The sequence below is a fragment of the Streptomyces sp. UF-297 genome, from assembly GCF_058245575.1.
The window spans coordinates 67433-81164 of record NZ_JBSIBZ010000015.1; the positions used below are offsets into that span (position 1 = coordinate 67433).

9 protein-coding genes are annotated in these 13732 nt (G+C 71.0%); 3 read left to right on the top strand and 6 right to left on the bottom strand.

Going from position 1 to position 13732, the window contains the following annotated elements:
* Positions 1-56: 56 nt before the first annotated feature.
* From AC4IJH_RS11790 to AC4IJH_RS11800, 3 genes are all read right to left on the bottom strand, one after another.
* A complete protein-coding gene (locus AC4IJH_RS11790; protein ID WP_490851562.1) occupies positions 57-1829 on the bottom strand; it encodes a BCCT family transporter in 1773 nt (590 codons plus the stop codon).
* 75 nt (positions 1830-1904) lie between these two features.
* Entirely contained in the window at positions 1905-3245 is a 1341-nt protein-coding gene (locus tag AC4IJH_RS11795) for a M14 family metallopeptidase (RefSeq protein ID WP_490851563.1), read from the bottom strand.
* Positions 3246-3337: 92 nt separating this feature from the next.
* A complete protein-coding gene (locus tag AC4IJH_RS11800) occupies positions 3338-5317 on the bottom strand; it encodes a Xaa-Pro dipeptidyl-peptidase (protein WP_490851564.1) in 1980 nt (659 codons plus the stop codon).
* A gap of 163 nt (positions 5318-5480) precedes the next feature.
* Here AC4IJH_RS11800 and AC4IJH_RS11805 point away from each other — a divergent pair, with 163 nt between their 5' ends.
* Both AC4IJH_RS11805 and AC4IJH_RS11810 read left to right on the top strand, forming a co-directional pair.
* Positions 5481-6983 carry a M1 family metallopeptidase gene (locus AC4IJH_RS11805; RefSeq protein WP_490851565.1) on the top strand — a complete coding sequence of 501 codons (1503 nt, stop codon included), beginning with the start codon at positions 5481-5483 and terminating at the stop codon, positions 6981-6983.
* A 210-nt stretch (positions 6984-7193) separates the two neighbouring features.
* Positions 7194-8699 (top strand): aldehyde dehydrogenase family protein, encoded by a 1506-nt coding sequence (locus AC4IJH_RS11810; protein WP_490851566.1) that lies wholly within the window; start codon positions 7194-7196, stop codon positions 8697-8699.
* A gap of 150 nt (positions 8700-8849) precedes the next feature.
* Here the strand turns inward: AC4IJH_RS11810 and snpA are convergent, their stop codons facing one another.
* Positions 8850-9551, bottom strand: a complete 702-nt coding sequence (gene snpA, locus AC4IJH_RS11815) for a snapalysin (protein WP_490851567.1) — start codon at positions 9549-9551, stop codon at positions 8850-8852.
* A gap of 311 nt (positions 9552-9862) precedes the next feature.
* Here snpA and sph point away from each other — a divergent pair, with 311 nt between their 5' ends.
* The gene (sph, locus tag AC4IJH_RS11820; protein WP_490851568.1) at positions 9863-10891 is read left to right on the top strand and encodes a sphingomyelin phosphodiesterase; all 1029 of its coding nucleotides are present in this window, start codon (positions 9863-9865) and stop codon (positions 10889-10891) included.
* Positions 10892-11025: 134 nt separating this feature from the next.
* On the opposite strand, the gene pip is transcribed toward sph, so the two are convergent.
* Positions 11026-11979 carry a prolyl aminopeptidase gene (pip, locus tag AC4IJH_RS11825; protein WP_490851569.1) on the bottom strand — a complete coding sequence of 318 codons (954 nt, stop codon included), beginning with the start codon at positions 11977-11979 and terminating at the stop codon, positions 11026-11028.
* A gap of 159 nt (positions 11980-12138) precedes the next feature.
* The gene (locus AC4IJH_RS11830) at positions 12139-13620 is read right to left on the bottom strand and encodes an amino acid permease (protein ID WP_490851570.1); all 1482 of its coding nucleotides are present in this window, start codon (positions 13618-13620) and stop codon (positions 12139-12141) included.
* Between the last annotated feature and the right edge of the window lie 112 nt (positions 13621-13732).

Consider the following 13732-nt stretch of genomic DNA (forward strand, 5'->3'; position numbering starts at 1 on the left):
CAGCGGCATGAGCGGAGGGCCGGGAAACCCGCCCTCCGCTCACCCCCGCACTGCGATCAGCCCGTCTCGGCCCCCGGGGCTCCCGAGGTCCCTGAAGCCCCGGAAGTCCCGGAAGCCCCTGCGGAGCCCGGGGGCTTGGAGGGCTCCGGCGCCTTGGACGCTTTTGCCGCGCCCGTGCCCGGGGCCCCGTTGCCCGGCCCGATCCGGATCTCGAAGTCGCCGTCGTAGCGCTTGTGGCCCTCGATCACCGCCGTCTCCACGGCCCTCTCGCCATGCTGCCCCCGTACGATCAGCGGGTCCCGGCGCAGGTCCTTCATCAGCGCCCAGCACATCGCGATCATGACGAGGGTGAAGGGCACCGCGACCAGGATCGTCAGATTCTGCAGCCCGGTCAGGGCGTCCCCCTTTCCGCCGCCGACCATCAGCATGATCGCGGCGACCGCGCCGGTGACCACGCCCCAGAAGACGACCACGAGCCGGGCCGGTTCGAAGGACCCCTTCTGCGACAGGGTGCCCATCACGATGGAGGCGGCATCCGCGCCGGAGACGAAGAAGATGCCGACCAGGATCATCACCAGGATGCTGGTGAGGGTGGCGATGGGGTACTGGTGCAGTACGTCGAAGAGCTGGCCCTCGGCCGTGCTCTCGCCGGACAGCTTCTTGCCGTCCTGCAGACGCATCGCCGAGCCGCCGAACACCGCGAACCACACCAGGCTCACCACGCTCGGCACCAGGATCACCCCGCCGACGAACTGACGGATCGTCCGGCCCCGGCTGATGCGCGCGATGAACATGCCCACGAACGGCGTCCAGGAGATCCACCACGCCCAGTAGAAGACCGTCCAGCTGCGCAGCCAGCTGCCGACGTCCGCGCCGCTGCTGGCCTCCGTACGGCCCGCCAGCTGCGGCAGTTCACCGATGTAGGTGCCGATCGAGGTGGGCAGCAGGTCCAGGATCAGCACGGTGGGGCCGACGACGAAGACGAAGACCGCGAGCGTCACCGCCAGCACCATGTTGATGTTGGACAGCCACTGGATGCCCTTGGCGATGCCGGAGACCGCGGAGAGCACGAACGCCACGGTCAGTACGGCGATGATGACGACCAGCAGGGTGGTGCTGACGCTGTCCATCCAGCCCAGCACCTTGATGCCGCTGCCGATCTGCAGCGCGCCCAGCCCGAGGGAGGCGGCCGAGCCGAAGAGGGTGGCGAAGATGGCGAGGATGTCGATGACCCGCCCGCCCCAGCCGTCCACCCGCCGCTTGCCCAGCAGCGGGGTGAACACCGCGCTGACCGTCTGCCGCCGCCCCTTGCGGAAGCAGCTGTACGCGATGGCCAGGCCGACCACCGCGTAGATCGCCCAGGGGTGCAGCGTCCAGTGGAAGAGGGTGGTGGCCATCGCGGTGTCCATGGCCTGGGCGGCGTCCTTGGGGTCGGTGCCCGGTGGTGGGGTGCCGAAGTGCCCGAGCGGTTCGCTGACGCCGTAGAACATCAATCCGATGCCCATGCCCGCGCTGAACATCATCGCGATCCAGGAGACCGTACGGAACTCCGGTTCCTCGCCCTCCTTTCCCAGCGTGATACGGCCGTACTTGCTGACGGCCAGCCAGATCGCGAAGACCACGAAGCCGGAGGCGGCGAGCACGAAGGCCCAGCCTCCGTTCCTGATCACCCAGTTCAGCATCGTGTTCGAGGCGTCCCTGAGGGTGCCCGTGGAGGTCGCGCCCCAGACGATGAAGGCGAGCGTGAGCAGTGCGGTGACGCCGAAGACGACGCGGTCGGTCTGTGGGGGGCCGGTCCGGTGCGGATCGCCGGGAAGGTCCGCCGTCACCGGCCCGCCCTCCCCGCCACCCGTTCCTTTGACTGTTTCCGACACGTGGTGACCTTTCAATCGGCCATATTTTTCCTACCTGTTACCCCCTATTACCACGCCGGAGCAGGCGTCCATGGGACGCGCGGCCGTGAGGTGGAAGGCGGCCCGCCCGTCCAGCAGCAGAGGCACCAGGGCGCGCAGCGGCTGACGCAGCGTCACCACCGCACCGTCGCCGGTGGGCCGTACCCGTACGCCGTGCAGGGCCAGTTCGTCGCCCACCTCGGCGTACTGGGCGGCGTCCAGGCGGTAGCCGCACGGAGGGTCCGTCAGGACCTTGTCGGCAGGGGCCGGTTCGTTGTCGGCGCCACCGAGGTAGACGGGTCCGCGGTCGGCGTACCCGGCCATCCGGGCGCGGGCGGTGGCCGCCTCGATACGGGGCCTGCGCTCATCGGCGAAGCCGAACAGGCCCTTGAGACCTGCCAGTTGGGAGTGCACCCGGCGCCGGTTGTTCAGGGCCGGGTCGGCCTTCTCGGCCTCGGTGAGGGCATCCACGCGGGTCTCCACGAGCAGGCCGACGGAGTGCTTGACCCCGGCGGTGTTGCGCAGGATGCGCTCCTGTCCGTCGCCCGCCACCTGCTTGACGGGCTCACCGGTGACCGGGTCGGTCCAGATGCCGTACACGCCGGTACTGAAGCCCGCCTCCTGGGCGCGCGCGAGGACGTGGTCCCGGGAGAGCACGGTGGATTCGCGGTGCACGGCCCGGTCGGCGTTCAGGTTGCGCGGCCACAGCGCGAGCACGTCCTTCATGTAGTACGGGACGGTCGGGCCGTACTCGTGCAGGTCGTAGATGCTGTCGGGCCGGTGGTCGCGGATGACGGCGGCCATCGCGCGGGCCTCGGCGGTCTTCAGCGCGAGGTGGTCGCGGTTGATGTCCACGCCGTCGGAGTTGCCGCGGGTGTCGGCGGCCCGGCCGTCGGGGTTGGCGGTGGGCACCACCAGCACGCTGGTGCGCTCCAGGAAGCGGCGGGTGGCGCGGTCCCGGGCGAAGGCCAGGTCACGGACCGTGGACAGACAGGCCTCGCGGCCGGAGGGCTCGTCGCCGTGCTGGGAGCAGATCAGGAGTACGGAGTTGCCGCGGCGGGTCTGCTCGGCGTCGCGCGGCGCCGGTGCGCCGATGCGTACCAGCTGGATCGGCCGTTGCTGCCCGGTCGTCGCGATGCGGTCCACCCGCACTCGGGCGCTGGCACGGTCCACGGCGGCCAGGAACCGCCGCTCCTCGGGCTGGGTGGTCCAGCGCGCGCCGTTGCTGATCTCGAAGCCCGTACGGATCCTGCCGGTGTCGGCGGCGGCGAGCGGGGAGGTGAGCAGCGCCGCGGTGAGCGCGGCGGCGAGGCTGCCGAGCACGAGGGCGCGGGGGTGGGAGCGGAGTCTCACGAGGGGGTGCCTCCCTGAAGTCGGACCGGGGTGGGGGGCCGGGGCCGCGCCGCGGGGGCGCGGCCCCGGACAGAGAGCGAGGACGGGTGGGCTCAGCCCGCGGCGGGAACGGGCGCGACGATACGCGGCGGGTCGACGCCGTCCAGCGGTGCGGGAGTTCGCGCGGCCGGGTGCGCCGGGCCCGAGGTGGCGCGCTTGAAGGCCTTGGCGCCGCCGACGACGGGCAGGTCGGCGGAGGTGCGGGCGAGGTCGAGGGTGAGCGAGGGGGTGGTGGAGGGCGGGTCGATCAGGCCCGCGTCCGTACCCGCGACGATCAGTGCGAGGCGGTGTCCGGCGGGCACGATGTGGTCACTGGCGGCCAGGTCGAGGGTGAGGGTGTATTTCTTGCCGGGCGTCAGCGGCCGGCCCTTGTGGGGGTCGGCGTAGTTGCCCAGGTCGGCCCAGCCTCGGCTGAAGACGGTGTGCTCCACCTTCTGGGTGTCGGCCGCCGTCTCCCGGAAGCAGGCGCTGTCGCCGGGGGCGCTCGCGCCCCAGCAGGTGCGCTGCGGCAGGGTGGTGATGCCCTCGCCGTCGGCCGCGTAGTTGCGGATGGTGTCGGGGCCCAGGTCCACCAGGACGGCGCTCAGGTGCGCGGTCGGCGTGGTGGGGGTGACGGTGACCTCGACGCTGCCGGAGCCGGACAGCCGCAGCGGCCGGTTCAGCGGCCGGGTGATGAATCCGGCCTTGGCGGGCGTGGAGCGGTCGATGTGCGCGGCCCAGTCGGCCTCGTTCAGCTTCGGGTCGTCGGTGAAGGTCTCGGTGGCGCCCTTGGGGGCGCGCCGGGTGCCGAGGACGCCGACGCCCGGTGCGCTGCCGCTGTCGGGGCGCAGGGTGGTGGCGCGGGTGCCGGGCGCGGGCCAGACGCGGTCGGTGGACCAGGAGTCGGGGCTGCGCTCGATGTCCGCCATCGGCTCGCGCTCGATGCCGTTGTCGTAGCCCATCAGGTAGTGGTCGAACCAGCGGTGCAGCGTGGGGACCCAGGCGGTGCGGCGGAAGTCGAAGGGGTCGACATGGCCGGTCTGGGAGAGCCAGATCTTGCGCTCGACGCCTTCCTCGGCCAGCGCGTCCCACCACTGGCCCGCGTGCTTCATGCGGACGTTGAGGTCCTGCATGCCGTGCACGAGGAAGACGCTCGCGGTGACCTTGCTCGCGTCCGGCACGTAGTCGCGCTCGGTCCACAGGTCCGTCCAGTCCCCGGTGCGCGGGGCGCCCTCGACCAGCTTCTTCTGTACGGCGGAGCAGCGGGCCCTGGCCTCGGGGCTCTCGACGTAGGTGGACAGCCGGTCGGGGCCCGAGGAGTACAGCGGGGCACCCTTGGCGAAGTAGTAGTCGTACCAGGAGGAGATGGCGGCGATGGGGACGATGGTCTTCAGTCCCTTGACGCCGGTGGCGGCGACGCCGTTGGCGATGGTGCCGTCCCAGCTCTTGCCGATCATTCCCGTACTGCCGTTGGTCCAGTCGGCGCGTACCGGAGTGCCGCCGGTACGGGAGCTGTAGGCGCGCGCCCGGCCGTTGAGCCAGTCGACCACGGCCCGCGCCGAGTGGATGTCATAGCGTCCGCCGACGTCCACACAGCCGTCGGAACGATTGGTTCCGGCGAGGTCGACCAGGACGGTCGCATAGCCGCGCGGGACGAAGTAGTTGTCGTAGAAGAGCGGGAACTGTACGGGCTTCCCGCTCGCGTCGTAGGTCTTCTTCTGACTGTCGTTGCCCCGCCCGCAGCAGGAGTAGTACGGGCTGGCATCCATGATCACCGGTATGCGGCGGCCCTGTTGGGCCGGTTCGCGGGGCCGGACGATGTCGACGGCGACCCGGTCGGTCCTGCCGTCCGAGTCGCCGTCGAGCCCGATGTCCACCCATACCGATTCGCGTATCGCGCGGTCATAGGAGTAAATCGGTCTACTCTCGCCCGATTTGACGGGTATCGCCTGGGCTGTGGCGGCCGGGCCGATGAGGGTGGCCAGCAGTGCGGCCAGGGCCGCAATGATCGGAATCTTCCACGGTATGCGGGAATTTCGCGCAGATATCGTCACGGGCGGACGGTAGCGCGGGTCAACTCCTGTGCAGAAGAGGGTCTTCACGGGACCGTGTCACCAAGATGTCGGTCATGTGTCAGCTGAGGCCATGGACATGACGGGTGGCGGCACAGTACATAAGGTCTGAAGAGATTCACCTCCCCTACGAGTTGGAGGACTCGTGCGTCACAGACTTATCGTCCCGGGCGCGGCCGCGCTCAGCCTGCTGCTGGCGATCCCGGCATCGGCGGCCAGCTTCGAGCCCGGGGCTCCGGGCGCGGGTGACTCCTACTACCCCGAGAGCGGGAACGGGGGATACGACGTCTCCCACTACGACCTGCGGCTGAAGTACCAGCCCAGGACGGACCTCCTGGAGGGCACGGCGACGCTGATCGCCAAGACCACCCAGGACCTCTCCCGCTTCAACCTGGACTTCGGCCTGAAGGTCAGCGAGGTCCGGATCAACGGCAAGAAGGCGAAGTTCGCCACCTCCGGCAAGCACGAGCTGGAGGTCACGCCCGAGGCGCCGCTGCCCAAGGGCAAGGCGATCAGCGTGGTCGTCCGGTACGCGGGCAAGCCCTCCGAGCTGAAGATCGACGGCTACACCGCCTGGGCCCGTACGCCCGACGGCGGCGTCGTGGCGCAGGAGCCGGACGCGGCCGTGTGGTGGTTCCCCAGCAACGACCACCCCACCGACAAGGCGACGTACGACATCTCCGTCTCGGTGCCGGACGGCACCCAGGCGCTCAGCAACGGCGTGCTGCTCTCGCAGAGCTCCAAGCTCGGCTGGACGCGCTACAACTGGCGCTCGGACAAGCCGCAGGCGACGTACCTGGCCACGCTCGCCATCGGCAAGTTCGACATCACCACCGACAAGACCGCAGGCGGTCTGCCGGTGATCAACGCCTTCAGCAAGGACCTGGGCTCCAACGAGGGTTCGGCGCGGGCGAGCCTGGAGCGCACCACCGAGATCACCGAGTGGCTGGAGTCCGTCTTCGGGCCCTACCCCTTCAACTCGGTGGGCGGGTACGTCCCCAACGTCCCGGCCGGGTACGCGCTGGAGACCCAGACGCGCCCGTTCTACGGCAAGAAGGCCTTCGACAACGGCACCAACGTCTCCGTGGTCGTGCACGAGCTGGCCCACCAGTGGTACGGCGACAGCGTGTCGCTCAAGGACTGGAAGGACATCTGGGTCAACGAGGGCTTCGCCCGCTACAGCCAGTGGCTGTGGTCGGAGAAGGAGGGCGAGGGCACCGGGCAGGAGCTGGCCGACTACGTCTACGACCAGCACCCGGCCGACGACCCCTTCTGGAAGGTCAAGCCGGGCGACCCGGGTCCGGACAACCAGTTCGACCTCGCCGTCTACGACCGCGGTGCGCTCACGCTCCAGGCGCTGCGCAACAAGGTCGGGGACAAGGTCTTCTTCGACCTCCTCAAGTCCTGGCCGACGGCGAACAAGTACGGCAACGCCTCGGTGAACGACTTCGTGAAGTTCGCCGAGAAGAAGTCGGGCAAGCCGCTGGCCGAGTTCTTCGACGTGTGGCTGTTCCAGCCGGTCAAGCCGGGCTCCCCGGCGGCCAAGCGCGCCGGGTTCGCCGCGCCGCAGCACTCGCCCGCCAAGGCCGTCGCCCAGCCCAAGTCGTGGAAGAAGATCGCCGCCACGAACCACGTGCACGAGCACTGAGCGCCGGGGCCTGACCGGCCTCTCGGGGCGGTGACCTCCGACTCCGACAGGGCCGACGGGTTCGGGTTCGCAGCCCTCGCCGCCGTCACGGAAGCGGAATCCGTGGCGGCGGCGCGTGCGTCGGCGCGGCGCGTGCGTCGGCGCGGCCGTAGGGTCCGTCCGGCGCCGGCCTCTTGCGCAACTCCCCTCCGAGGGGGCTTGCTGGGCGGCATGACGAGTGACCACAGCGGATCCGACGCACCCCCGCAGACCTTCACCTCCTACTCCCCCGCCACCGGACTCGCCGTGGGCGAGCACCCCGTGCACGGTCCCGAGGACGTCGGTGTGGCCGTCGCCAGGGCGCGTGAAGCCGCCCGGTCCTGGGCGGCCTGCGGCTGGGCCGGGCGGCGGGAGCGCCTGCTGGCCTGGAAGCGGTCGCTGGCCCGCCGTATGGACGAGGCCGCGGCACTGGTGTCCGCCGAGACCGGCAAACCGGAGCACGACGCGCGCACCGAAGTGCTGCTCGCGGTCGTCCACCTGGACTGGGCGGCACGCAACGCCCGGCGGGTGCTGGGCCGCCGCCGGGTGCCCTCCGGCGTCCTCTCCCTCCACCAGCGTTCCCTGCTCGCCCACCGCCCGCTCGGGGTGATCGGCGTCATCGGGCCGTGGAACTATCCGGTGTTCACCCCCATGGGGTCCATCGGCTACGCGCTGGCCGCGGGCAACGCCGTGGTGTTCAAACCCTCCGAACTCACCCCGGGCACCGGCGAGTTCCTCGCCCGCAGCTTCCGCGAGGCGGTGCCCGACCAGCCCTTCCTCCTCCAGACGGTCACCGGCCCCGGGGCCACCGGCGAGGCGCTGGCCCGCTCGGCGGTCGACAAGGTGGCGTTCACCGGCTCGCCCGGCACCGCCCGCAAGGTCGCGGCGGTCTGCGCCGAGCGGCTGACCCCGCTGCTGGCCGAGTGCGGCGGCAAGGACGCCGTGGTGGTGGACGCCTCGGCCGACCTGGAGGAGGCTGCCGAGGCGATCGTGTGGGGCGCGATGTCCAACGCGGGGCAGACCTGTGTGGGCGTCGAGCGGGTCTACGCCGTCGCCTCGGTGCACGCCGAGCTGTGCCGGCTGATCACGGCACGGGCCGGCGGACTGCGCCCGGGGCCCGACCCGGAGGCGGACTACGGGCCGCTCACCCTCCCCCGTCAACTGGACGTCGTCTCCCGGCACGTGAAGGAGGCGGTGGCGTCGGGGGCGCGGTCCGGGTACGGCGGCCCCGAGTCCGTACGGCCTCCGTACGTGCACCCGGTCGTGCTGGTCGACGTACCGGAGGACTCCCCCGCGATGTGCGAGGAGACGTTCGGGCCGACCGTCGCCGTCAACTCCGTACGGGACGTGGACGAGGCCGTGCACCGCGCGAACGCCGGTGCGTACGCGCTGGGCGCAGCGGTCTTCAGCGGCGACCGGCGCACCGGGCTGGCGATCGCCGAGCGGCTCAACTCCGGTGCGGTGTCGGTCAATTCGGTGATCGGCTTCGCTTCCGTGCCGTCCCTGCCCTTCGGCGGCACGGGCGAGTCGGGGTACGGGCGGATCCACGGGGACGAGGGGCTGCGGAGCTTCGCCGCGGCGCGCTCGATCACCGTACGCCGCTTCGCGCCGCTCGCCGATCTGACCTCCTACGCCACCGAGCGGCACAAGGCGGCCCGCGCGGTGGAACTGGGGCGCAGGCTGCACGCGCGCTGGTGAGACGGGCGGGGCGGTCGGGCACGGCCGGCCGGCGGGCGCAGGGTCCGCCCGCCGACCGTGGTCGTACAGGGCCGGGACTCCGGGGCCGGGAGGATCGGGGTCAGCCGTGCGGAGCCCGTCCGCCGACCGGGGACCCCGCCGCTGCCGGGGTCAGGACTTCGAGGCCTGGGCGGCGGCGAGGCCGTTGCGCCACAGCTGGTCCACGCGGGCGCGCTCCTGCGCGTTCGGGGTGGCGTTCTGGCAGGACGGGCCGGGGCCGCCGCCGGACATCAGCTCGCTGCACGGGCCCGAGTAGTGATCGGGCAGGCCCAGCACATGGCCCGTCTCGTGCGCGGTGACGCGGGTGGAGTTGTACTGCTGGTTCTGCCGGTAGTCCAGGAAGATGTAGCCGCGGCCGTGGCCGTCGGTGCTGGCGTAACTGCCGCGCGGGTCGTTGCCCTCGCGGTAGTAGAAGCTGCCCGAAGTGCCTTCCTGGAGCTTGACGTTGGTCACCGAGCTGTTCCAGATCTGCGTGCTGCGCGCTATCTGGGTGCGGAAGCTGGGGGCCCGGTTGGTGGTGTAGGTGACGGTGACGGCCTGGGCGCCGGGGTTCTTGGCCCGCTCGGCGGCCACCGCCTTCCAGACCGCCTTGAAGAAGGCCTGGTTGGAGGCTATCTCCGCCTTCAGCGCCGACGCGTTCTTGGTGACCTTCAGGTCCGAGGGGGGCGCGAAGGAGGCGTAGCCGGAACTCGCGGAGTGCGCGGCGGGGGCCGGCGCCGCGGCCGGAGCGGCGGTGGCGGCGGTCAGGGGCGCGGCACCCAGGGCGGCGGCGAGGCCGAACGCCGCCAGCAGCACGGGTCTGGTGCGTCTCATGGGGGGCTCCTCTTCATCGGTGAGAGGTTCGGTACCGCAGAGTGTCGGGGAGCCGGGCCCGGTGGAGGGCGACAGCACTTGGCGATAGCACCGCAACATCGCCCGGGTGACGACCCTGTTCGCCCAGGCAGTTGGGGCCGCGTCGATCCGGGCACCGCCGCCATGTCCTGCGCCCGTCCACTGTGCGCCGGCCCCGCGACGCCCGGTGTACGACCGCTTCCCGGCCACCGCGCCGGGCCGCCCGCAGCCGCCACCCGGCCGAAAACTTCCCCTTGCCTGGCTGTTACCCGAAGGTAACTCCGGCTGCTTTGATGAGCCGCACAGGTTCAGCCCCCACACCCTCACCGGGAGAATCCGTGCCGCTTCGCGCCCTGCCCAGATTCCGTACGGCCGCGCTCGCCGCCGCGCTCACCGCCGCGGGCCTCGCCGCCTCGGCTCCCGCCGCGACCGCCGCGAACGCCGCCGCGACCCCCTCCTTGAGGGTCCTCACCTACAACGCGTTCCTGTTCAGCAAGACCCTGTATCCCAACTGGGGCCAGGACCACCGCGCCAAGGAGATCCCCGCGGCGGACTTCTTCCGGGGCAAGGACGTCGTGGTCCTGCAGGAGGCGTTCGACAACTCCTCCTCCGAGGCGCTGAAGTCCAACGCCGCGGCGCAGTACCCGCACCAGACCCCGGTGATGGGCCGCGGCAAGAGCGGCTGGGACGCCACCGGCGGCGCGTACTCCTCCACCGCCCCGGAGGACGGCGGTGTCACCGTCCTGTCCAAGTGGCCCATCACGCACAAGGAGCAGTACGTCTACAAGGACGCCTGCGGCGCGGACTCCTACTCCAACAAGGGCTTCGTCTATGCCGTGCTGAACGTGAACGGCACCAAGGTGCATGTGGTCGGCACGCACGCCCAGTCCACCGACCCCGGCTGCAAGGCCGGCGAGGCGGCGGCGGTGCGCGCCAAGCAGCTGCGGGAGATGGACACCTTCCTGGACGCCAAGAAGATCCCGGCCGGTGAACAGGTCATCGCGGCGGGCGACTTCAACGTCGACTCGCGCAGCGCGGAGTACGCCGCCCTGCTCGACAACGCGGGCCTGGCCCCCGCGGACGGCCGCACCGGCCACCCGTACTCCTTCGACACCCAGGACAACTCCATCGCCAAGGAGCGCTACCCCAGCGATCCCCGCGAGGACCTGGACCACGTCCTGCACCGCCGGGGCCACGCCCGCCCGGCCACCTGGCACAACGAGGTGGTCAAGGAGAAGTCCGCGCCCTGGACGGTCTCCAGCTGGGGCAAGGACTACACGTACACCAACCTCTCCGACCACTACCCCGTGATCGGCGGCTGAGCGCTCCGCTGGATGTGCGGTGTGCCGTCTGCGGGTGCGTCGTGGCTGGCCGCGCAGTTCCCCGCGCCCTTTTGGGACGCGGGCGAGCGGGACCGGGCGGGCGCGAGTGAGGACCGGGGGCCAGGGGCAGGGGCTCAGCGGCGGGTGGCGAAGCGGTCCAGGGCCCCGAGGACCACCTCGGTCATCCCGCCGTGCCCGGCCTCCTCGACGAGTATCAGCTCGCTGTCGGGCCAGGCCCGGGAGAGCTCCCAGGCGACCTCCGGCGGGCTGCTCACATCCAGGCAGCCGTGCGCCAGCACCCCGGGGATGCCCGCGAGCTTGCCCGCCTCGCGCACCAGGACCCCCTCCTCCAGCCAGGCCGCATGCCGCCAGTAGTGCGTCACCAGCCGGGCGAAGACCATCCGGAACGCCGGGTCCGCATGGCGCAGGGAGCCGACGCGCTCGCTGGGCCGGATGGCGACATGGGTGTCCTCCCAGGTGCACCAGTCCTGGGCGGCGCGCTCGCGTACCGCGGGGTCGGGGTCGTGCAGCAGCCTGCTGTACGCGTCCACCAGACTGCCGTCCCGGTCGGCGGGCGGCACGCCGTCACGGAAGCGCGCCCACTCCTCGGGGAAGAGCCGGCCCACGTCCCGGGTGATCCACTCCACCTCTCTGCGGCTGGTGTTGGTGATGGAGAACAGCACGATCTCCGTGACCCGCCCGGGGTGCGCCTGTGCGTAGGCCAGCCCGAGCGTGGCGCCCCAGGAGGCGCCGAAGACCAGCCAGCGGTCGATGGCCAGATGCCGCCGCAGCTGCTCGATGTCGGCGACGAGGTGGTGTGTGGTGTTGGTGGACAGGTCGATGTCCGGCTCGTCGGCGCGCGGGGTGCTGCGGCCGCAGCCGCGCTGGTCGAACAGCACGATCCGGTACGCCTCGGGGTCGAAATACCGCCGCCACCCGGGGGTGCACCCCGACCCCGGCCCGCCGTGCAGCACCACCGCCGGCTTCCCCTCGGGATTCCCGCACACCTCCCAGTACACGAGATGCCCGTCCCCCACATCGAGCATCCCCTGCTCGTACGGCTCGATGTCCGGATACGTCCCGCTCATGTCCGTCCCTCCACGACGCAGCCACCTTCGGTCACGCATTCACAGTAAGTGACGGCACTGACAACGCGCGGTGGCCGCGTACCCGGGAGGGCGTACGCGGCCACCTGTGTCCGGCGGTCAGGGGCTACGGGGCCTGGCGCGGGGCCCGCGGCGCGGCACTCAGTCCTGCGCGGCGCCCTGCGCCGTGCGCTCCGCGGCGATGCGCTCGACCCGGCCGCGGACCACGTACCAGCCGATGACCAGGGCGATACCGATGACCGGCACCAGCATGACGGTCTGGCGTCCCACACCCTCGTCGTCGAACCACATCAGGACGATGACGCCCAGCAGAAAGGCGATGGTGGCGAGGTCGACGACCGGGGTGCCGGGCAGCCGGAACGCCGGCCGCCGCACCAGTCCGGCCCGTGCCCGCCGTACGAACACCATGTGGCAGATCATGATCGTCACCCAGGTGCTGATGATGCCCAGCGCCGCGATGTTCAGCACGATCTCGAACGCCTTGCCCGGCATCCAGTAGTTGAGCCCCACGCCCAGCACGCACACCGCGGAGGTGAGCATGATGCCGCCGTACGGCACCTGGTTGCGGTTCATCAGCCCCGCGAACTTGGGGGCCGAGCCCGCCATCGACATCGAGCGCAGGATGCGGCCGGTGGAGTAGAGGCCGGAGTTGAGGCTGGACATGGCGGCGGTGAGCACGACGAGGTTCATCACATCGCCCGCGGCCGGCACGCCGACCTTGGACAGCACGGTGACGAACGGGCTCTGGGTGCCCAGGTACTGGTCCCACGGCAGCAGCATCGCCAGCAGCACCACCGAGCCGACGTAGAAGACGCCCACCCGCCACATGATGGAGTTCACGGCCTTGGGGACGACCTTCTCCGGTTCGCTGGTCTCGCCCGCGGTCACCCCGACCAGCTCCACGGCGGAGTAGGCGAAGACCACACCCTGGAGCACGATCACCACGGGCAGCAGTCCGGTCGGAAAGAGCCCGCCGTGGTCGGTGATCAGGTTCAGCCCCGGTGTCTGCCCGCCGACCGGATGCTGGGTGGCCAGCAGGAAGATGCCGATGAGCATGAAGACGACCAGCGCGGCGACCTTGATGATCGCGAACCAGAACTCCAGCTCGCCGAAGATCTTGACCGAGATGAGGTTCACCGCGAGCACGACCGCCAGGGCTACCAGCGCCAGCACCCACTGCGGGATGGAGGTGAACAGGCTCCAGTAGTGCGTGTACAGCGCGATGGCCGTGATGTCCGCGATGCCGGTCGTCGACCAGTTCACCACGTACATCCAGCCCGCCGCGTACGCGCCCTTCTCGCCCAGGAACTCCCGCGCGTAGGACACGAAGGAGCCCGACGAGGGGCGGTGCAGCACCAGTTCACCCAGTGCCCGTACGACGAAGAAGGCGAACAGGCCGCAGACCGCGTAGGCGATGGCGAGCGCGGGCCCGGCGGAGGCGAGCCGGCCGCCGGCGCCCAGGAACAGGCCGGTACCGATCGCGCCGCCGATCGCGATCATGTTGATGTGGCGGCCCTTGAGGCCCTTGCTGTACCCGGCGTCGCCCGCATCCTGCGGGGCGGGGGCCCGGCCCGAGCCCGGTGGTGGCCTGTGGGCGTCGTCCTTGACGGCTTGCGTGCTCACAGCTGGTTCAACTCGCTTTCGGGCAGGCGACGGAGCCGGGGCCGGATGAAGCGGGTCACGCGATCCGGGCCGACGGCACACCTTCCCCCGAAGAGCGCCAACCGTCTGTGTG

What these genes read in the sequence shown, in the direction of transcription:
- AC4IJH_RS11810 (WP_490851566.1), top strand. Translation starts at nt 7,194, where the DNA reads ATGACGAGTGACCACAGCGGATCCGACGCACCCCCGCAGACCTTCACC.
- snpA (WP_490851567.1), bottom strand. Translation starts at nt 9,551, where the DNA reads ATGAGACGCACCAGACCCGTGCTGCTGGCGGCGTTCGGCCTCGCCGCC.
- sph (WP_490851568.1), top strand. Translation starts at nt 9,863, where the DNA reads ATGAGCCGCACAGGTTCAGCCCCCACACCCTCACCGGGAGAATCCGTG.
- pip (WP_490851569.1), bottom strand. Translation starts at nt 11,979, where the DNA reads ATGAGCGGGACGTATCCGGACATCGAGCCGTACGAGCAGGGGATGCTC.